Source organism: Paenibacillus sp. LK1 (assembly GCF_002750415.1).
Taxonomy (GTDB): domain Bacteria; phylum Bacillota; class Bacilli; order Paenibacillales; family Paenibacillaceae; genus Paenibacillus; species Paenibacillus taichungensis.
Genome location: NZ_PEII01000021.1, coordinates 24929 through 44245 on the forward strand (window position 1 = coordinate 24929; position 19317 = coordinate 44245).

14 protein-coding genes are annotated in these 19317 nt (G+C 47.5%); 10 read left to right on the forward strand and 4 right to left on the reverse strand.

Annotation, left to right across the window (positions count from 1 at the left end):
- Positions 1-7 precede the first annotated feature (7 nt).
- From ftsE to CS562_RS30405, 5 genes are all read left to right on the forward strand, one after another.
- A complete protein-coding gene (gene ftsE, locus CS562_RS30385; RefSeq protein WP_024631580.1) occupies positions 8-694 on the forward strand; it encodes a cell division ATP-binding protein FtsE in 687 nt (228 codons plus the stop codon).
- On the forward strand, positions 684-1601 hold the full coding sequence (gene ftsX, locus CS562_RS30390; RefSeq protein ID WP_063567509.1) for a permease-like cell division protein FtsX: 918 nt from the start codon (positions 684-686) through the stop codon (positions 1599-1601). Before ftsE ends, ftsX begins: the two co-directional genes overlap by 11 nt.
- Positions 1602-1754: 153 nt before the next feature.
- Entirely contained in the window at positions 1755-3047 is a 1293-nt protein-coding gene (locus CS562_RS30395) for a murein hydrolase activator EnvC family protein (protein ID WP_099859222.1), read from the forward strand.
- 135 nt (positions 3048-3182) lie between these two features.
- Complete coding sequence (locus tag CS562_RS30400; protein WP_076287642.1) at positions 3183-4652, forward strand: S41 family peptidase; 1470 nt, start codon at positions 3183-3185, stop codon at positions 4650-4652.
- Between the two features lie 64 nt (positions 4653-4716).
- On the forward strand, positions 4717-6042 hold the full coding sequence (locus CS562_RS30405) for a PDZ domain-containing protein (RefSeq protein WP_099859223.1): 1326 nt from the start codon (positions 4717-4719) through the stop codon (positions 6040-6042).
- Between the two features lie 52 nt (positions 6043-6094).
- Here the strand turns inward: CS562_RS30405 and CS562_RS30410 are convergent, their stop codons facing one another.
- Together CS562_RS30410 and CS562_RS30415 are read right to left on the reverse strand one after the other, a co-directional pair.
- Positions 6095-6784, reverse strand: coding sequence for a response regulator (locus CS562_RS30410; RefSeq protein ID WP_099859224.1), 690 nt, complete (start codon positions 6782-6784; stop codon positions 6095-6097).
- Positions 6785-6803: 19 nt separating this feature from the next.
- On the reverse strand, positions 6804-8078 hold the full coding sequence (locus CS562_RS30415; RefSeq protein WP_099859225.1) for a sensor histidine kinase: 1275 nt from the start codon (positions 8076-8078) through the stop codon (positions 6804-6806).
- A gap of 209 nt (positions 8079-8287) precedes the next feature.
- On the opposite strand from CS562_RS30415, the gene CS562_RS30420 reads away from it, so the two are divergent.
- From CS562_RS30420 to CS562_RS30430, 3 genes are read left to right on the forward strand one after another with little or no spacing between them, the layout of a single operon-like run.
- Positions 8288-9223, forward strand: coding sequence for an ABC transporter ATP-binding protein (locus CS562_RS30420; protein WP_099859226.1), 936 nt, complete (start codon positions 8288-8290; stop codon positions 9221-9223).
- Between the two features lie 11 nt (positions 9224-9234).
- Positions 9235-10425, forward strand: coding sequence for an ABC transporter permease (locus CS562_RS30425; protein ID WP_099859227.1), 1191 nt, complete (start codon positions 9235-9237; stop codon positions 10423-10425).
- Positions 10418-11596 (forward strand): ABC transporter permease, encoded by a 1179-nt coding sequence (locus CS562_RS30430; protein ID WP_099859228.1) that lies wholly within the window; start codon positions 10418-10420, stop codon positions 11594-11596. The genes CS562_RS30425 and CS562_RS30430 overlap by 8 nt, the downstream gene beginning before the upstream one ends.
- 190 nt (positions 11597-11786) lie before the next feature.
- Here the strand turns inward: CS562_RS30430 and CS562_RS30435 are convergent, their stop codons facing one another.
- Together CS562_RS30435 and CS562_RS30440 are read right to left on the reverse strand one after the other, a co-directional pair.
- Positions 11787-12629, reverse strand: coding sequence for a flagellar motor protein MotB (locus CS562_RS30435; protein WP_099859229.1), 843 nt, complete (start codon positions 12627-12629; stop codon positions 11787-11789).
- On the reverse strand, positions 12613-13410 hold the full coding sequence (locus CS562_RS30440; protein ID WP_072733566.1) for a flagellar motor protein: 798 nt from the start codon (positions 13408-13410) through the stop codon (positions 12613-12615). Before CS562_RS30440 ends, CS562_RS30435 begins: the two co-directional genes overlap by 17 nt.
- Positions 13411-13579: 169 nt before the next feature.
- Here CS562_RS30440 and uvrB point away from each other — a divergent pair, with 169 nt between their 5' ends.
- Together uvrB and uvrA are read left to right on the forward strand one after the other, a co-directional pair.
- On the forward strand, positions 13580-15571 hold the full coding sequence (uvrB, locus tag CS562_RS30445) for an excinuclease ABC subunit UvrB (protein ID WP_076287651.1): 1992 nt from the start codon (positions 13580-13582) through the stop codon (positions 15569-15571).
- Between the two features lie 595 nt (positions 15572-16166).
- The gene (gene uvrA / locus CS562_RS30450; protein ID WP_076287652.1) at positions 16167-19025 is read left to right on the forward strand and encodes an excinuclease ABC subunit UvrA; all 2859 of its coding nucleotides are present in this window, start codon (positions 16167-16169) and stop codon (positions 19023-19025) included.
- The last annotated feature ends 292 nt before the right edge of the window (positions 19026-19317 follow it).

The window sequence follows — 19317 nt, forward strand, 5'->3', positions numbered from 1 at the left end:
TGATGATGTGATAGAAATGCAGGACGTGTGGAAGACCTACGCCAATGGTACCCACGCATTACAAGGGGTGTCGGTGAAGATCGACCGCAATGAATTTGTCTATATCGTCGGTCCGTCCGGCGCAGGCAAATCGACATTTATGAAATTGATGTACAGGGAAGAAGTTCCGACCAAAGGACAAATATCCATTAACGGATTTAATATCGGAAAGTTAAAGCCACGCAAAATTCCTTACGTACGCCGGAATATCGGCGTTGTGTTCCAGGATTTCAGGTTGCTGCCACGCATGACGGCATTTGAGAATGTGGCATTTGCCATGGAAGTTATTGAAGCACCGAAGCGTCACATTAAGAAACGAGTGATGGAAGTGCTTGATCTGGTTGGATTGCGCAGCAAGGCGAATCGTGAACCTTCACAGTTGTCGGGTGGGGAACAGCAGCGTATTGCCATCGCACGTGCCATCGTGAACAATCCGTCTGTTATTATTGCGGACGAGCCTACGGGTAACCTTGATCCGGAGACGTCATGGGGCATTATGCAGCTGCTGGATGAAATTAATTTCCGCGGAACCACTATTGTTATGGCGACCCACAACAAGGATATCGTCAATACGATGCGTAAACGGGTTATTGCGATTGAACGGGGACAGATTGTACGGGATCAGATGAGAGGGGAATACGGTTATGAATTTTAGTACTCTCTTGCGCCATTTACGGGAGGGATTCAAAAACGTATTCCGCAACGGCTGGATGTCCGTGGCCTCCATCATGTCCATTATCGTGTCATTGCTCATTCTGGGCGTGTTCATGCTGCTGGTGCTTAATGTGAATTCCATGGCCAACCAGGTGGACAGTCAGGTCGAGATCAGTACGTTTCTTGAGCTGAACGTGGATGAGAACCTGCGTAACACGCTGGAGCAGGAAATCAGTGCGATGCCTGAAGTCAGTGAAATTCGTTTTGTTTCCAAAGAAGAGGGACTCAAGGAGTTCCGTGAACGTCTCGGAGAAAGTGCAGACAATGTGCTGAGCGGTTTCGATGTGGATAACAATCCACTGCCGGAGACCATTGAAGTAGAGGTCATTGAACCGGAAACCGTCACTTTTGTGGCGCAAAAAATCGAAGCATTGAACGATAAACACCCGGAGAAGCCGATCATGAAAGTGAACTACGGCAAGGAAACGGTGGAAGTATTGTTCAAATTTACGAAGCTTGTCCGGAATATCGGATTTATTTTTGTTGGGGGACTGGGGTTAATGTCCATGTTCCTGATCTCGAATACGATTCGCGTAACGATTCTGGCCCGGCGCCGGGAGATCGGTATTATGAAACTGGTTGGTGCAACCAACACGTTCATTCGTTGGCCTTTCTTTGTCGAAGGGGCATTGATTGGATTGATCGGTTCGGCGATTACGGTAGCAGTACTGTTCTTCGGTTACAGCCGCCTGATGGCCACGATTGGTCAGGATGTATTTATGCAGATGCTTAATTTGATTCCACTCGGTGATATTTGGTTGCTGTTTGGAACACTGTTGATCGGACTCGGTGTGCTGGTTGGTATTTTGGGAAGCACATTGTCCATCCGCAAATCTCTTAACGTTTAATCGAAAAAGAATGGCAAAGCAGGTTCACAACTGAACACTGTTTGACGATATGTAGTAAAGACGGAGTCTTTAGTGTAAAGAAAGCAAAGAACATGCTGTTCACCACCTGTGCAGGTTGCTTTCTTGTGAATTCATAGGATGGGGGATCACATTTTGAAAAAAACAGCTTCGCTGCTGGCTCTAACGTTATTGGCCAGTTTGACGCTTCAACCTTCTGACGGATATGCCAAGAGTAGCATTAGCGACATTGATCAGCAGATTCAGCAACTGGAGAACAAAGCGGCTTCGGCCAAAAAGGAGCAGCAAAAAGCTGCCAGCAATAAAAAGGAAGCCCAGCATTACAAGAACAAGACCAATGCTTATTTGAAAGTCGTCATGGAGCAGATCAATGTGGTTAGTGATGAGCTGGCAAACGTATCCTTGCAGATTGAGAATACAGAAGAAGATCTTCGGACAACGAAAAAAGATCTGCAAGCCGCAGAAGAACGTATCGTTGCAAGAGAGAAATTACTTGAATCACGTGTACGGCTGATGTATACAGACGGTGCCGTTTCTTATCTCGATGTGTTGTTAACTTCCACAAGCTTCTCTGATTTCTTGACTCGTGCCGATTCACTGAAAACGATTGTGGATCAGGATCAGCATTTGCTGGATGAACACAAAAAAGACAAGCAGCTCGTCGTGGACAAAAAAGCAGAACTAGATGTGCAATATGCAGAAGCCAAGAGTCTGTATGCGCAGAAGAAACAGCGTAAGTCCCAATTGAATGAGAAGGAACAGGAGAAGCAAGTGCTTCTCGCTTCTTATGATGCTAAGATTGAAGAGTCGGAAGAGCTGACGCAAGAACAGGAAGACGTATTGATGCAGATTGCCAGCAAACGTTCGGCCCTTCTGCAAGAGAAAAATAAATTGCGTGAGCAGCAAGCGGCAGCAGCAGCCAAAGCAAAAGCAGCAGCAGCTGCACGTGCCGCGGCAGCTGCGAAGGCGGCGACCAAGGTTAGCTCCAACAGCAGCAGCAGCAGTAGCAGTAGCACGTCATACTCCAGTGGTAACGGCATCTTTGGTATGCCAGTATCAGGTGCGCGTGTATCTTCCGGTTTTGGACCTCGTATTCACCCGATCACGGGTGAAGTAGGTAAAATGCATGCAGGTGTAGACTTTGCTGTTGCTCAAGGAACGTCCGTTCATGCTGCCTCAGGCGGGATCGTCATCATGGCTGAATGGTATAGTGGATATGGTTACACCGTCATTGTTGACCACGGAGGCGGATTATGGACGCTATACGGTCATTTACGTGAAGGCGGATTTAAGGTTAGCAAGGGTGACACGGTAAGCCGTGGCGATATAATTGCTGAATCAGGCAGTACAGGCAACTCCACTGGACCGCATTTGCATTTTGAAGTACGTGATAATGGAACAGCAGTGAATCCATTTAACTATTTGTAGTTTTTAGCCAACAGTTGGAATGGAACAAACATATTCCGTACAAGCTAGGCATATACTAAGCTGGCATGTTCAGGGAATGTTTCAACGGAGCAATTGAATTTGACACGCTTCAATACTAAAGGCGGTGACAAACGGATGATGAAGAAAAGATCGGCCCTGCTGCTTGTCATTGTAGCCCTTCTCGGAGGCAGCCTGCTTACGCTGGTGCTGATGAGTTCACCTGGTCTGGCACAAACGACACCTGGTGAAGGATTGCTCGCCAGCGTTACAGGCAGTTCGCAGCAGAAGAACGATTTGAAGAAGATTGAAACCGCGATGGATTTGATCTCAAGCAACTACTATAAAGACGTGGATCGAACCAAACTGATTGATGGGGCGATCAACGGCATGATGGAATCCCTTGGTGATCCGTACTCCAACTATATGGGGCAGGAAACAGCAGCCCAGTTCGAGGAGTCGATTGAAGGTTCATTTACCGGAATCGGCGCAGAGGTATCCTCACAGGATGGAAATGTGGTAGTGGTATCACCGATCAAAGGATCGCCTGCCGAGAAAGCGGGTATTCGCGCGAAAGACATGATCATGTCCGTGAACGGTGAATCCCTTCAAGGGTTGGAACTGAACAAAGCCGTTAACAAAATCAGAGGTCCAAAAGGCAGTGAAGCGAAGGTACAGGTTAAACGTGCTGGATCTTCCGAGCTGATTGAATTTGTCATTGTGCGTGATGACATTGATCTGGAGACGGTGTACGCCCACATGGAGGATAACGGTGTTGGTGTGATTACAATCACCCAATTCTCGCTGAACACAGGAGATCGCTTTAAGGAAGAACTGGCGAAGCTGGAGAAGCAGAACATGAAGGGCTTGATCATTGATGTTCGTAATGACCCGGGTGGTGTTTTACAGGTCGTTATTGATATTGCAGAGCAATTTGTTCCGAAAGGCAAAGTTATTGTTCAAGTCGAAGACAAGAACGGTAAGAAGGAACAAAGCAAATCGAACGGATCAGGTAAATCGTACCCAATTACGGTATTGATGAACAAAGGAAGCGCGAGTGCATCGGAAATTTTGGCTGGTGCATTGCAACAGTCGGCAGGCGCAACGCTGGTTGGGGAAAACTCCTTTGGTAAAGGAACCGTACAGACGAGTTATGACAAGCAAATGGGTGATGGCAGCCTGCTGAAAATCACCATCGCGAAATGGCTGACTCCGAACGGAGACTGGATTCATGAAAAAGGGATCAAACCCGATATCGCTGTGAACCAGCCAGATTACTTCTCGGTGGCACCAATCAACAAAGAAAAATTACCTTTGAAATACGACAGCAATAGCACGGATGTGAAAAGTGCGCAGACGATGCTGAGAGGACTTGACTTTAAGCCGGATCGTGTGGACGGATACTATGACCAGAAGACAGAAGAAGCGGTCAAAGCATTCCAGAAACAAAAAGGCATTCAGGCAACTGGCCAGATTGATGAGAAAACCGCGGAATCACTGGAAGCGGCTCTAATTGAACGCATTGCCAATCCTCAATATGATGCACAGCTGAAGCGCGCGATCGAAAATGTCTCAAAGGATATTTCGTCCGCAGTGTCGAAGCCATAAAGAAGGCTGATTTTCAGCCTTCTTTTTTTCTGAACCGGCTGAAGGAGAGGGGTGACCGTCCACAATGGAATGGGCTTGGCCATGGTTGACCACATTAGGAGAAGCATTGTTGCAGTTGTTTATTCAGCCGTTTTATTATATTGCGGTAATCTTGATTGCTCTCGTTTATCATCGTCAACTCTTACAGGAACGTAAATTGTTCCACGTTCGTTTGCAAAGCTCGATCACACAGACCATTCGTGCAGTACTTGGAGGTATTGTGATCGGTGTAATGGTCTCCGTTATATCGCTGTTTCTCGGGGCACATCTTACACTGAGCAGCCTGATCTGTATATGGGCAGCTACGTTATTCCTGGCATTATTCCGTATCCGATACTTATGTTTTGCTTATGCTGCAGGTTTGCTTGGTGTGCTGCAGTTTGGTTTAAATATGGCTTCGGGCTGGCAGCCGGCAGGATGGATGGGAAGTGTCACTGAAGCATTACGTGCACTGGATATGCCCGCACTGCTTGTGCTCGCAGCTGTATTACATATCGGTGAAGCACTGATGGTACGTATGCAAGGGGTATCCATGGCATCACCTTTGCTCTTCGAGGGTAAACGCGGCAAGCTTGTTGGAGGCTATCAGTTGCAGCATTTCTGGCCGATTCCGTTACTGATTCTGGTTCCAGTTACGGGCGGGGCCGAATTGCCATGGACCGCCCTGATCAGCGGAGGGGATGGCTACATGCTGGTTGCGCTGCCGATTATGCTGGGATTTGGAGAAGTTACGCAAAGTATGCTCCCCGGGAAAAAAGTCCAGATTTCCGCAAAACGATTGCTGTTATATGGGACAGGGCTACTTGTGCTCAGCCTCCTGGCTGCGTGGTGGTCTCCACTCATGGTTGTCGCAGCATTGGCTGCCTTCATTGGACATGAGTTTCTGGTGTGGTACAGCGGCTTTGAGGAGCAAAACCGCAGCCCGCTGTTTGTACACCCTGAGCACGGCTTGAAGGTGCTTGGCGTCATTCCTGATAGTCCTGCGGAAGAACTGGGAATTGAAGCAGGGGAGACCTTGTACAAGGTGAATGGCGTATTGGTGCATTCGCCTGAGCAATTACATCGCGCTTTGCGTATGAATCCGGCTTTTTGTAAGTTGGAGGTACGTAATCATCAGGGTGAGAGCAAGTTCATGCAACGGGCGATCTATGAAGGTGAGCATCACCAGCTTGGGGTGCTTATGGCTCCGGACAATCATGAAGCCTGGGCGCTCCGCTTGCGTCCGCTAACTCTGTTTCATATCGTAAGTCTCAAATTGTTCGCACGACGTCGGAAAGATCAGCTTGATGTTGAGGCTCCACTGGCATTGCCGCCCGCCCCGGCGGGGGAGCAAAGATCTGTAGAGATGTAATGACGAAAGGGTATTTCCTCCGCCTAATTAGGCGAGGGAAATACCCTTTTTGCTACTTTTTTAACATGAAAATGGCGATTTGAGTCCGATCACGTAAACTAAGCTTGCCAAGAATATCGGTAACATAGTTTTTGACCGTGCCCTCACTCAAAAATAGTTTTGCGGCAATTTCTTTATTGGACAGCCCTTCTGATATAGCCTCTGCAACAGCCATTTCCATACGGGTTAGTCCGTAAGAGTCAATGGGTTCATGTGTCTGAGGAGCTGCAGCAGGACGGAGTAGACTTGCGAGCTTACGAGCAATATCGGGATGAATCAACATATCCCCGTTATGTACAGTCTTGATGCCTTGAATGATCCGGTCAGGTGGTACATTTTTAAGCAAATAACCGCTGGCTCCGTTTTGCAAAGCCTGGATAATATACTCATCATCATCAAACGTAGTAAGCATCAGTACACGCACGTCAGGGAAACGTGTTTTAATGATTCGGGTACCTTCAACTCCATCACAATCTGGCATGCGAATATCCATAAGTACAACGTCGGCAATTGTTCCGGACTCCAGCAGTTCCAGAGCTTCCCGGCCGTTTGAAGCTGTACCTGTAACGGTAATGCCGGGATCGAGTCCAAGCAGGACTTTGAGACTTTCACGGATAAAGGAATCATCATCCGCAAGCATCAGCCGAATGGACTCAGGGTGAACAGAATGGCTCGAGTTATTTAATTCATTCAGGTCTGACATGAGCAAATCACTTCCTTTTTCAGATCAGTTCAGCTTTGTTCGCCATGGGTAGGTGTGTAATCACTGTATAGGGATAGTCCGCCTTGATCTCCAGTTTCCCACCAACCAGCTGTGTGCGTAGGCGCATTCCTTCAAGTCCCATGCCGAGTCCTGTAGACTCTGCCTTTACGTCCGGTTTAGCACGAGATCCTTCATGTCTTCTTTTCGTTTGTTCCTTGGTGGAAAGGGTATGGATCCTCCCATCGTTGCTGATGGACATACAGATTTCTCTTTCCCCAAATTCCAGTTCCACACTAATCGTAGTGGCATTACCATGACGGAGTGCATTGGTCACGGCCTCTTTGGCATTTTTGTACAAGACAATCTGCATACTGGGATAGAGTGCATGTGAATGCCCACGCACTTCGTAACGCGTTTTCACACCTGTTTCCCGGCCAACGTCTTCAAGCAGACGATCTAATGCATAGGCATCGGATATATAAGAGTCAGGCCGCAATTTGTGAAGCGTGGTGCGCATGTCATCCATACTGGAGGCCAATTGATCCCGAATCTGTCTCACCATTTCTGTGCCCTGTTCAGGATGTATAGGGAGGGTCAAGAGGGCTGCCTCAGACATCATTTTAGTACGAATCAGGCGATGACCAATATCATCATGAAGCTGTCGGGATATCCGGGTACGTTCCTCAACCTGTGCTGCTCCTTCAAGCTGCTTCGTGAATTGCAGCAATTGTTCGCGTGCCTCCTGAAGCTCGTAATGTTTACTTCTCAGCTCATCGTACACCTGTTCAAGCTGCCCACGGCTGCTGGCGCTTCTAGACCCCTGCCAAGAGAGTGTTGCGGTGATGAGCAGGAGCAAGTTACCTGCAACCCGAGCCATTGTCTCTTGGGGAAAGCTAAAAGGAATGGCTGTATTAGTGTGAAGTGTAAGCCATGCATGAAGCTCCTGTGGTGGGCTGTAATACCAATGTAACGCGATATTGCTGGCTATAAGCTGAATGGCGAGCATTAACCATCGCTGGGTCCTATCCAGTCTGTACATGTACACATAAAGCGCAGATAAGGAGAGGAAAAACATAAATGGGCCATATAGAGCGATCAGCCAGCAGCTGAAGAGGATTTCGGCCGCGAGCAGCAAAAGCTGCATACTTGAACGGGAGAAGTCTTTCCACACCGCGAGTCCTAGCGCAATGATAATATACAGAGTATAGCTATCTTCTTGTTCCAGGGGTAGCACCAGGATGTACAGGACCGCAGGAACTATGAGTAAACCGTATTGCAGCAACCGCATCGGCATATGTCAGAGACATCCTTTATTTTAGAAGTGAAGGTATACCTTCCGGTAATGTATGTCGATTATATCATAGGCAGTTTTCCCAACCGAAGATGACTTAAGTCACCTTTGTTTCATGACCTTTCGTACCTTCGCAGAGGATCACAATTCGTTACAATACAGATATGAAAATCCAGTCGCAGGAAGCTGGACGGAAGAGGAGTGTATAATCTATGGCTATGCTTGAAGTGGATCACGTCGTGAAACGATACGGTAGCAAGCTGTCAGTGGATCATTTAAATCTGAGTGTCGGTAAAGGTGAAATTTTTGGATTGCTTGGACCCAATGGAGCTGGGAAAAGTACTACCATTAGCATGATTGCTGGTCTTTTAAATATGGATCAGGGTGAAATTCGGTTGGATGGCATATCAGTCAAGGAGCGGCCGCTTGAAGTAAAACGCAAAATCGGGCTGGTACCACAGGATCTGGCTCTATACGAAACGATGACCGCTGCGGAGAATGTCACTTTTTTTGCCCGACTATATGGACTTCGTGGAAAAATGCTTAAAGAAAGGGTGCAGGAATCCCTCGAATTTGTAGGTTTGCAGGACAAAGCGAAGGATGCCCCGTCCACTTTCTCTGGCGGTATGAAACGCAGGCTGAACATTGCGTGTGCCATTATGCATCGGCCGGATTTAATCATTATGGATGAACCAACAGTGGGCATTGACCCGCAATCACGGAATCATATTTTGGAGTCGGTCCGTACGTTAAATCAGATGGGGTCAACCATTATTTATACAAGTCATTACATGGAGGAAGTTGCTGCAATCAGTCATCGGGTAGCGATTATGGATCAGGGGCACATCATTGCCTGTGGCACCGAAACAGAGCTGAGAGAACGGGTTGCATCTGAGGAAAAAATAGTGCTCACCACTTCGGGCATTGGTCACGACGTTGTGGAGGAGTTGAAACTTCACCCCCGTGTGCGGGCGGTAGAAGTATCAGACGATACATTGACCATTACGCTGCCTTCTGCACAGCAGGACCTACAGGATATGCTCTTCATTTGCAGCAAACATGAAATCTCCATTCAATCGCTCAAGGTCGAAGAGCCTGATCTGGAAACGCTCTTCCTCAATCTGACCGGACGTACGCTTCGGGACTAGGAGGATGTCAGATGAACATATGGCATATTTGCATCTTTGAGTTAAGACGGATTCTGAGAATTCGCTCGGTTCTGCTGAATCTGTTTATTCTGCCGTTGCTGCTCATCTTTATATTGGGTACTGCACTTTCCAGTACAATGGGAACGGCAAAAGAAGCCATTCCTGACCCGGTGAGAGTAGGGATCATTCAAACTGAAAAGAATTCCGGTTCGGATACGATCAGTAAAGCACTAAATACATTTGTGACATCCCCGGCGGTAGCCGAGATGATGAAGGTGCAGAACATTTCTACGGAAAAAGAGGCTATAAGTGCACTGCGTCGTGGTGATCTAGATTTTGCCTTAATCGTCCCATCGGATCTGGAAGAGCAGATCATGAAGGGGGAAGAGGCAAGTTTGCAATGGATACTGGGGAAGGATGGCACGCTCAATGTCGTGGGTCAGACTTTGTTTACGCGGTTCACGGATGAATTGAACAGACAGGTCGCTGCGGCGAAAATGTTAGGTCCTGACGCAGTAGCTGCAATGGCTGAGCATTCACAGACCAATAGAACGAGCTCTTCATATATAGCCGTCAGCAGTCCCGGAGAAGTGGGTACCTCTTATAGTGCTTCACAATATTATGCAGCTTCCATGCTCGCCATGTTCATGCTTTACTCGGGCATGACCACCAGCAACAGCTTGTTTGGTGAGAGAGACAAAAAAACGCTAACTCGCTTACAGGCAGCTCCAATAGGCAATGGGGTCATTTTTGCAGGGAAAATTGCAGGCAACAGCCTAATTGCTTTCTTGCAGGCCATCATCATCGTACTGGCGACACATTGGTTATATGGTGTGAACTGGGGCACACATCCCTGGCTAATTGTTCTAATCTGTGTGCTGATTACGCTGGCTTCCATGACTCTCGGCGTGATTGTTGCCCTGCTTTTCAAGAATTCGGCATCCGCAAGCGCCGCTCTTCAAGGCATCATTATTGCCATGACATTTATTAGCGGTGGATTTACACCCATTGCCGTTGGTTTTGTACAGCGAATAAGCGAATTTACGGTAAACCACTGGGCTTTGCAAAGTTTTCTGCGGATGATGCTGAACGCTCCCTTAAGTGAGATTATGTACAGCATCATGATGCTTGGTTCGGTATGTGCGGTAATGGTGGCGGCAGCGGGACTGATCTATAGAAAGGCGGGATATCGCTATGAATAGCCTGAATATTGCCTGGCTGATGATCCGGCGCACGATATTGCGCAAACGTGGTTTCATCACATTCTTTCTTCTTCCTTGCCTTGTCGTCACAGGAACAATTGCGCTGTTTGGGAGCGAGGAGGGAACACGTGCAGTCATTCCTTATGTAAACGAGGATCAGGGTGCAGCAGGCAGATGGATCTTGGATGAGCTGGGCCGCAAAGAGGAATATTTGCTCAAACCCATGAAAACCGTTGGGGAAGTTAATGAAGCCATCGCGCAGCAAAGGGGGAGTTCAGGACTCGTCATCCCGGCGCATTACACGGACAATTTACTGCAAGACAAACAGCCTGAAATCGAGCTGGTAGAACTTCGTGTCAGTGAAAGCTCTTATACGCTTAGAGCTGCTGTTGAAGGTTTGGCGGCGGGATTGAATCAATCTGCTTCGGCAGTATTGGCAGCAACAGATGCGGCATCGGGTGAGACTCCTGATCCAGCTCTGGCCCAAGCAAAATTTAAAGAGCTGTTAATTGAACTTGGTAAACATCAAATTTCGGGTGAAGCAACTGAGCTGAAGATTTATCCAAAACCGGGTTTGAACAACGTAACCGGATTTACAATTATGTTCATGATGGGTCTGCTGACCAGTACAGTTGCTGTTATTATGGAAGACCGCAGGAAGCGGACGATGGCCAGAGTCTACACGGCGCCGGTCCGCGCTTATGAAATTGCACTGGGCAATTTTTTGGGAAGTTTTGCGATCGGTTTGATCCAAATTGTTTTGGTGCTGGTGATTAGCAGATGGGGGCTACATTATGATGCGGGGATTCCATTTGGCATCCATCTTCTTATTTTGGCCGCATTTATGCTGGTCTCCATGGGGATTGCGAGTACGGTTGCCGGCTTGATTCGTGAATCCAAAAATGCAACCATGCTGAATTCACTGATTATCACACCGACGTGTATGATTGGTGGCTGTTTCTGGCCGCTGTCGATCATGCCGGATTACATGCAAAAACTTGCTAATTTTGTTCCGCAGAAATGGGCGATTCAAGCGGTGGAAACGATCTCTGCTGGTGGTACGTTGTCGGATATCACAATGCCGCTGCTGATACTGTTTGGCATGGCAGCCATTTTGCTGACGGTGGGTTCTGCGATTCTTCGTCCCAGCCAGCCAGGCGTAGATGCGTAATGTGTGAATCGTTTGTATGATGAAGGTAATCACATCGTGTGCCATTGCTGTACAACGAAGAAAATAAGGGATCTGTCGTTTAGCAATAAGAGATAGAAGTATAAACAAAAAGCACGTTCTGCTGAATCGAATTCAGTAAGAACGTGCTTTTTATAATAGAGCAAGGGTGCTCCATACGAAATGTTTGAGTTTAAGGCTGGAGTTGACGTAAAACGGTGATTTCCACACGTCTATTTTTTTGCCGCCCTGCTGCGGTGGTATTATCCCCAGTTGGGCGCGTATCCGCGTATCCGGCATATTGAAATCCGTCAGGGTCAAGCTTTTCTTTGTCGAGAAAAAATCGCAATACAGACAGTGCACGTTCCCCGGAAAGTTCCCAATTGTCTTTATAGGTTGCGTTCGCTCCGACAGGAACGTTGTCCGTATGTCCTTCAATGCTGACAACCGTGCTCAGATCACGGAACAGGCTTGCCAATTTGCTCAGTGTGGGTGCAGCATCACTTTTGAGTGCTGCCTTTCCCTGATCAAACAGGAAGCGGTCGCTGAGTGTGATAGAGATGCCTTGCGGCTTGTCCGCAACAAAAATCTGATTTTCCAGTTTATTGTCTTCGATATACTGGGTAATCACATTGAACAGATTTTGCAGCTCCTGCTCCTGTGATCTGAATTGCTCTTCACGCTCCGTAAGTGGCTGATCTTCATCATCTGGCGTACCTGTCTCGGAGCCGGAAGGAGAACCTTCGCCTTCTCCGGGATCTTCACCCTGAATCTGAGAAGGTGGATTTTTGGTAATGGCTTGTCCAGCTGTACCACCAAGGCCTTCCCCTTGATCAAGCAGGGAATTGGATTGGTTGAAAGTATTTTGCAACGATTGAGTAACCACATCGTATTTACCAGAATCCAGATTGCTCATGGCATACATGATCACAAAAAAGATCAGTAGCAGGGTAATGAGATCGGCATAGGTAATCATCCAGCGATCTCGATGATCTCCAGGTTCACGTTTTCCGCGCCGTTTACTGCGCCGACTCATCCAATCCCTCCTTCACTACAGGACGTGTAATTTGGCGGTGAGTAAGTGTAAAGGACTCGAGCCGTTTACGCACAAGCTGAGGGTTTTCCCCGTTCTGGATGGATAGTACGCCTTCGAGCAGCATTTCCATCGTTTGAATTTCGTCTGCTCCACGGGATTTAATTTTAGAAGCAATGGGTAAAAAGATAAGATTGGCACTGGCGACCCCGTAAAGGGTTGCGGTAAAGGCAACAGCAATTGCTGGTCCGAGTCCGGTAGGATCGGTCAGACTGCCAAGTACCTGAATAAGTCCCATCACGGTACCAATGATACCCATCGTTGGAGCATAACCGCCTGCTGATTCAAAAATTTTGGCATAACCTTCATATTTTTGTTCGACGGAATCAATCTCCATCTCCATGATCTGGCGAACTACATCCTGATCTGTGCCATCGACAACCATTTGAATACCATCTTGCAAAAATGGATGCGGATGGTCCATCACTTTTCGTTCCAGTGCAAGTACGCCTGAGCGGCGAGCAATGGAAGACATATCTACAAGTTCTTCAACCCACTGGCTTGAGTCATTGTTGTTACGCCCAAAGGCCATGCGGAGGGCAGCAGGAATCGTACGCAGCCGATGTGCAGGGAAACTGGCAACAACTGCGGCGATCGTTCCACCAAATACAATTAGAGCAGCGGTCTTTTGCATCAGACCGGATAATTGGCCACCTTCCCATAAGAAACCACTAATGACTGCGGCAATCCCGGCAATAATGCCGATAAGTGTCGCAATATCCATAAATTAACCCACTCCTATCTTTAGTTCGCGATTGCATCACTTGCACAGACGAGGTATAATTAAACGGGAACAAATATTCTTATTACTATAAGTTTTCCCATATGTAAATTCGGGGAACTTCGACAATATATAGTGACTATTATTTTAGACGATAGGGTGAGATACGGCAATGAGCGATATTATAATGAGCGACAAAACGTTCGAAATCGAGTCAGAGTTTTCTCCCCAAGGTGATCAGCCTGTAGCCATTGAAGAATTGGTGAAGGGTGTTCAGGAAGGGAAGAGATATCAGACGCTGCTGGGTGCAACCGGTACGGGTAAGACATTCACCATTGCACAGACGATTGCCAAGCTGCAACGTCCCACACTGATTATTGCCCACAATAAAACGCTGGCAGCACAGCTTGCAAGTGAGTTCAAAGACTTTTTTCCGAATAACATGGTTGAGTATTTTGTCAGTTACTACGATTACTTTCAGCCAGAAGCCTATATTCCTTCCTCTGATACGTATATCGAGAAGGATTCAAGTATCAATGAAGAGATCGATAAGTTGCGCCATGCGGCTACGAGTTCATTGTTTGAACGCAGGGATGTCATTATTGTAGCGAGTGTATCCTGCATCTATGGTTTGGGTTCGCCGCACTCCTATTCCAGCATGCTTCTGTCCCTACGGGTAGGGATGGAGAAACCACGCAATCAGATTTTGTCTCGTCTGGTAGAGATTCAATATCAGCGTAATGACATTAACTTTGTGCGTGGCACGTTCCGCGTTCGCGGTGACGTTATCGAGATTTTCCCTGCATCAAAGGGTGAACATGCGATTCGGGTGGAATTGTTCGGTGATGAGATTGAAAAGATTACGGAGATTGACGTGTTAACTGGAGAATTGGTTGGCGAACGTGAGCATATCGCCATCTTCCCGGCATCTCACTTCGTAACCCAAGAAGAGACGATGCGTGTCGCGCTGGTGAACATTGAGCGTGAACTGGAAGAACGTCTTGAAGTGCTGAGAGAACAGGGGAAATTGCTGGAGGCTCAGCGACTGGAGCAACGTACACGTTACGATATCGAGATGATGAAGGAAGTCGGGTTCTGTTCAGGGATTGAGAACTATTCCGGACCACTGACGTTCCGTGAACGAGGCGATACACCTTACACACTGATGGACTATTTCCCAGATGATATGTTGATTGTGGTCGATGAGTCCCACGTGACGCTGCCACAGATCCGTGCAATGTATAACGGTGACCAAGCACGGAAGACTGTACTTGTTGATCACGGATTCCGTCTGCCATCTGCACTGGATAACCGTCCGCTCAAATTCGACGAGTTTGAAGAAAAGATGAATCAGATCATTTATGTATCCGCGACACCAGGTCCTTACGAGATAGAGCATACGGATACGATGGTACAACAGATCATTCGTCCAACCGGTCTGCTTGATCCAATTATTGAACTGCGTCCAACGAAGGGGCAGATTGATGACCTGATTGGTGAGATTAATGACCGGATTGCGAAGGATGAGCGGGTCCTGATCACAACATTAACGAAGAAGATGTCCGAGGATTTAACAGATTATCTGAAGGAGATCGGAATCAAGGTTCGTTATTTGCACTCCGAGATCAAGACGTTGGAGCGTATGGCGATCCTGCGTGATCTAAGGCTAGGGGTTTTCCATGTCCTTATCGGAATCAACTTGCTCCGGGAAGGTCTGGATCTTCCAGAAGTTTCTCTGGTAGCCATTTTGGATGCCGACAAAGAAGGCTTCCTACGCTCGGAACGCTCACTGATCCAAACGATTGGTCGGGCAGCGCGGAACAGCGAAGGTAGAGTCATTCTGTATGGTGACAAAGTGACGGATTCGATGGATAAGGCCATTAAGGAAACGGAACGCCGTCGTGCAATCCAGATTGAATATAACGAAGAGCATGGCATTACACCACAGACGATACGTAAAAAAGTGCGTGATGTGATTGAAGCAACCAAAGTTGCCGAATCCAAGAAAGACTATCTTACAGGCGCTGCCGAGAAGATGTCGAAGAAGGAACGTCAGTCACTTATTCAGCGCCTAGAGGCAGAGATGAAAGACGCAGCCAAAAACTTGCAGTTTGAGCGTGCTGCTGAACTTCGCGATGCATTGCTGGAACTGCGCGCAGAATAGCTTATTAAGACAGACAGCATAAGTTTAAGATAGAGGCACAGTAATGAATGTGTCGCAGCAAGGATAGATCTGCAACAAGAGAACGGCCGGGTGGCCGTTCTCTTGTTGAGTCAGGAAATCAGTGATGTCTACCGATAATTAGACATGTTGAAAACCTAAAATCAGGTCTATACTGATAGAAAAGTTGAAATTGGTTAAAAGGTTTATAGGAAAACATTTGGAAGTCGTGTACTCGGGAGCCGAGCCGAAGGCAATGGCGACCATCGCGAGCGATGAAAAGCCGTGAGCATCCCGGTGTTCAAAGGGAGCCGAGCCAAAGGGAATGGCGACATATCGCGAACGAGGCGAAGCCGTGAGCGCCCTCTCGTGGTAGAGCGGCCGTCCAAGAGACCGGCGATCGGCCGGGATCTTGGACGAAGCTGCGGGCACACGACAACCTTCACATAGCAAGACCCGACCATTCACCATTGCACCGCTTGTTTCGGGTGTCCAGAGGGCTGTGCCCTTTGGGGCCTCCCTTGGAAGGGAGGGTTTGGGAGGGATCGAAAAGCCTTTAAAAAAGGTTGGAATTTCAACATTGAAAGGATGAATACCATTGGCGAGCGAGAACATTGTCATCAAAGGCGCGCGAGCGCATAACCTCAAAAACATTGATATCACCATCCCGCGTGACCGTTTTGTTGTATTGACCGGTCTAAGTGGCTCAGGCAAGTCCTCGCTGGCTTTTGATACGATATATGCCGAAGGACAGCGACGTTACGTTGAATCATTATCGGCTTATGCACGACAGTTTCTGGGGCAGATGGAGAAACCGGACGTTGATTCCATTGAAGGATTATCCCCGGCTATCTCCATAGATCAGAAAACGACAAGTCGTAACCCGCGTTCTACTGTGGGAACCGTTACGGAAATCTATGACTATCTGCGTCTGTTATTTGCACGTGTGGGACATCCTCATTGTCCGGATCATGGCGTGGAAATTAGCTCCCAGACCGTTGAACAAATGGTAGACCGCATAATGCAATATCCTGAACGGACCCGGTTGCAGATTCTGGCACCGATTGTCTCGGGACGCAAGGGTGAACACAAAAGTGTGTTTTCCGATATCTCCAAACAAGGTTTTGTCCGTGTTCGAGTGAACGGAGAGTTACGTGATCTGTCCGAAGATATTCAATTGGAGAAGAACAAAAAACATACGATTGAAGTTGTGGTTGACCGGATCGTGATCAAGGAAGATGTGCAATCACGTTTGGCCGACTCTATTGAGACTGCACTTAATCTGTCCGGTGGACAACTGCTGGTAGATATTATGGGTGAAGAAGAACTGCGTTTCAGTTCCAACTTTGCCTGCCCGGTGTGCGGGTTCAGTATTGAAGAGCTGGCGCCGCGCATGTTTTCATTCAACAGCCCATTTGGCGCCTGCCCGGATTGTGATGGATTAGGTGTCAAAATGATTGTTGACCCGGACCTGTTAGTACCGGATCGTAGCAAAACAATTGAAGACGGTGCGTTTGATGCTTGGACAGGTGGCACATCCACCTATTATCCGCAGTTCCTCAAATCGGTATGCGAGCACTTTAACATTCCACAAAACGTACCTGTAGAAGATTTGCCTGCTGAACAAATGAACAAGCTGTTGCAGGGTACAGGTACGGAGAAAATTCGTTTCCGGTACGAGAATGATTTTGGACAACGGAAAGAAGCACTGGTTACCTTTGAGGGTATTGTGAATAATCTGGAGCGCCGTTACCGTGAGACAGCATCCGAAGGTATCCGTGAATTCATTGAAGGTTATATGAGTGCTAAGCCTTGTGGAACATGTAAAGGTCAGCGACTGAAACGTGAAAGCCTTGCTGTTACGATTAACGATCACAACATGGCTTATGTGACAAGTTTGTCCATTGGAGAAGCTGGTCGTTTCTTCGACTCGCTGCAATTGAGTGAAAAAGAAGAAATAATCGCTAAACTTATTTTAAAAGAAATCAACAGCCGTCTCGGCTTCCTGGTAAACGTAGGACTAGATTATCTGACCCTGAGCCGTGCTGCAGGAACGTTGTCCGGTGGTGAAGCCCAGCGGATCAGACTGGCGACACAGATTGGTTCCAGCCTGATGGGTGTACTGTATATTCTGGATGAGCCGAGTATCGGTCTGCATCAACGGGATAACGATCGTCTGATCTCAACTCTCGCTCATATGCGGGATATCGGTAACACACTGATCGTGGTTGAACATGATGAGGATACGATGATGGCCGCCGATTATATTATCGATATTGGTCCTGGGGCAGGTATCCACGGTGGTACCATCATGTCTCAGGGCACACCGGAAGAAATCATGAATGACGAGAACTCGTTAACGGGTCAATATCTGAGCGGGCGCAAGTTTATTCCGGTACGTACGGAACGTCGTAGTGTCGGGGACCGCTGGCTGGAAGTGCGTGGAGCGAAGGAAAATAACCTGAAAAACCTCAATGTAAAAATTCCAGTGGGTGTATTCACCGCAGTAACGGGTGTATCCGGCTCGGGTAAATCAACGCTAATTAATGAGATTTTGTATAAAACGCTGGCGCGTGATTTGAACCGCGCACGAGTACGCCCAGGTCAGCACAAAGAGATTCGCGGTCTGGAACATATCGATAAAGTCATTGATATTGACCAGTCTCCAATCGGACGGACACCACGTTCCAACCCAGCTACCTATACAGGCGTCTTTGATGACATCCGTGATCTGTTTGCACAGACCAATGAAGCCAAAGTGCGCGGATACAAAAAAGGCAGATTTAGTTTCAATATTAAAGGTGGTCGTTGTGAAGCATGTCGCGGGGACGGCATTATCAAAATTGAGATGCACTTCCTGCCAGATGTCTACGTGCCTTGTGAGGTCTGCAAAGGCAAACGGTACAATCGCGAAACCCTTGAAGTCAAATACAAAAATAGAAATATTGCAGATGTGCTGGAAATGACGGTAGAGGATGCAACACAGTTCTTCGAGAACATTCCGAAAATTCATCGCAAAATGCAAACCTTACTCGACGTGGGGTTGGGCTACATTAACCTGGGGCAGCCTGCAACAACGTTGTCCGGTGGTGAAGCACAACGCGTGAAGCTTGCTTCCGAGCTGTATCGTCGCAGTACGGGTAAAACCATCTATATTCTGGACGAGCCAACGACTGGTCTTCATGTCGATGATATTGATCGTCTGCTGAACGTCCTGCACCGTCTGGTGGATTCGGGAGAATCGGTACTGGTTATCGAGCATAACCTGGATGTTATCAAAACAGCCGATTATATCGTTGATCTGGGTCCAGAAGGTGGAAGTGGTGGCGGAACCATTGTTGCGACAGGTACGCCAGAGGATATTATTAAAGTGGAAGCTTCATATACAGGTAAGTACTTGAAGCCAGTATTGGAGCGGGATACGGAACGAAGCAAGACGTTGCAATTGACGGAGTAAATGCTCCAGTTTACAGCTTGTTTTTAAATATCTAACCCTTCTTTTCATGAAGTAGGCGCATCGATGTATGATTCGATGTCCTCTTCTTCCGAGAAGAAGGGTTTTCTGATATTTTGCCGTTGTGTCAATCTTATATGAAATCGGTGAAAGTGTTTACATATGCGGTAGAGCAAGCATTCCAACAATCTACTGCCAAACTGGATTTTTTTCATTTTTCTGGATGATAGGGCTTGCATTACAAGCAGGGTACAGATAACATAGAGGAAGATATTAGGGTATGCGTTTAGCTGTT

Bases quoted from the DNA above. Each gene is read 5' to 3' on its own strand.
- CS562_RS30430 (WP_099859228.1), top strand. From the start codon at position 10,418: ATGAATAGCCTGAATATTGCCTGGCTGATGATCCGGCGCACGATATTG.
- CS562_RS30410 (WP_099859224.1), bottom strand. From the start codon at position 6,784: ATGTCAGACCTGAATGAATTAAATAACTCGAGCCATTCTGTTCACCCT.
- CS562_RS30440 (WP_072733566.1), bottom strand. From the start codon at position 13,410: ATGGATATTGCGACACTTATCGGCATTATTGCCGGGATTGCCGCAGTC.
- CS562_RS30400 (WP_076287642.1), top strand. From the start codon at position 3,183: ATGATGAAGAAAAGATCGGCCCTGCTGCTTGTCATTGTAGCCCTTCTC.
- uvrB (WP_076287651.1), top strand. From the start codon at position 13,580: ATGAGCGATATTATAATGAGCGACAAAACGTTCGAAATCGAGTCAGAG.
- CS562_RS30425 (WP_099859227.1), top strand. From the start codon at position 9,235: ATGAACATATGGCATATTTGCATCTTTGAGTTAAGACGGATTCTGAGA.
- ftsX (WP_063567509.1), top strand. From the start codon at position 684: ATGAATTTTAGTACTCTCTTGCGCCATTTACGGGAGGGATTCAAAAAC.
- CS562_RS30415 (WP_099859225.1), bottom strand. From the start codon at position 8,078: ATGCCGATGCGGTTGCTGCAATACGGTTTACTCATAGTTCCTGCGGTC.
- CS562_RS30435 (WP_099859229.1), bottom strand. From the start codon at position 12,629: ATGAGTCGGCGCAGTAAACGGCGCGGAAAACGTGAACCTGGAGATCAT.
- CS562_RS30420 (WP_099859226.1), top strand. From the start codon at position 8,288: ATGGCTATGCTTGAAGTGGATCACGTCGTGAAACGATACGGTAGCAAG.
- CS562_RS30405 (WP_099859223.1), top strand. From the start codon at position 4,717: ATGGAATGGGCTTGGCCATGGTTGACCACATTAGGAGAAGCATTGTTG.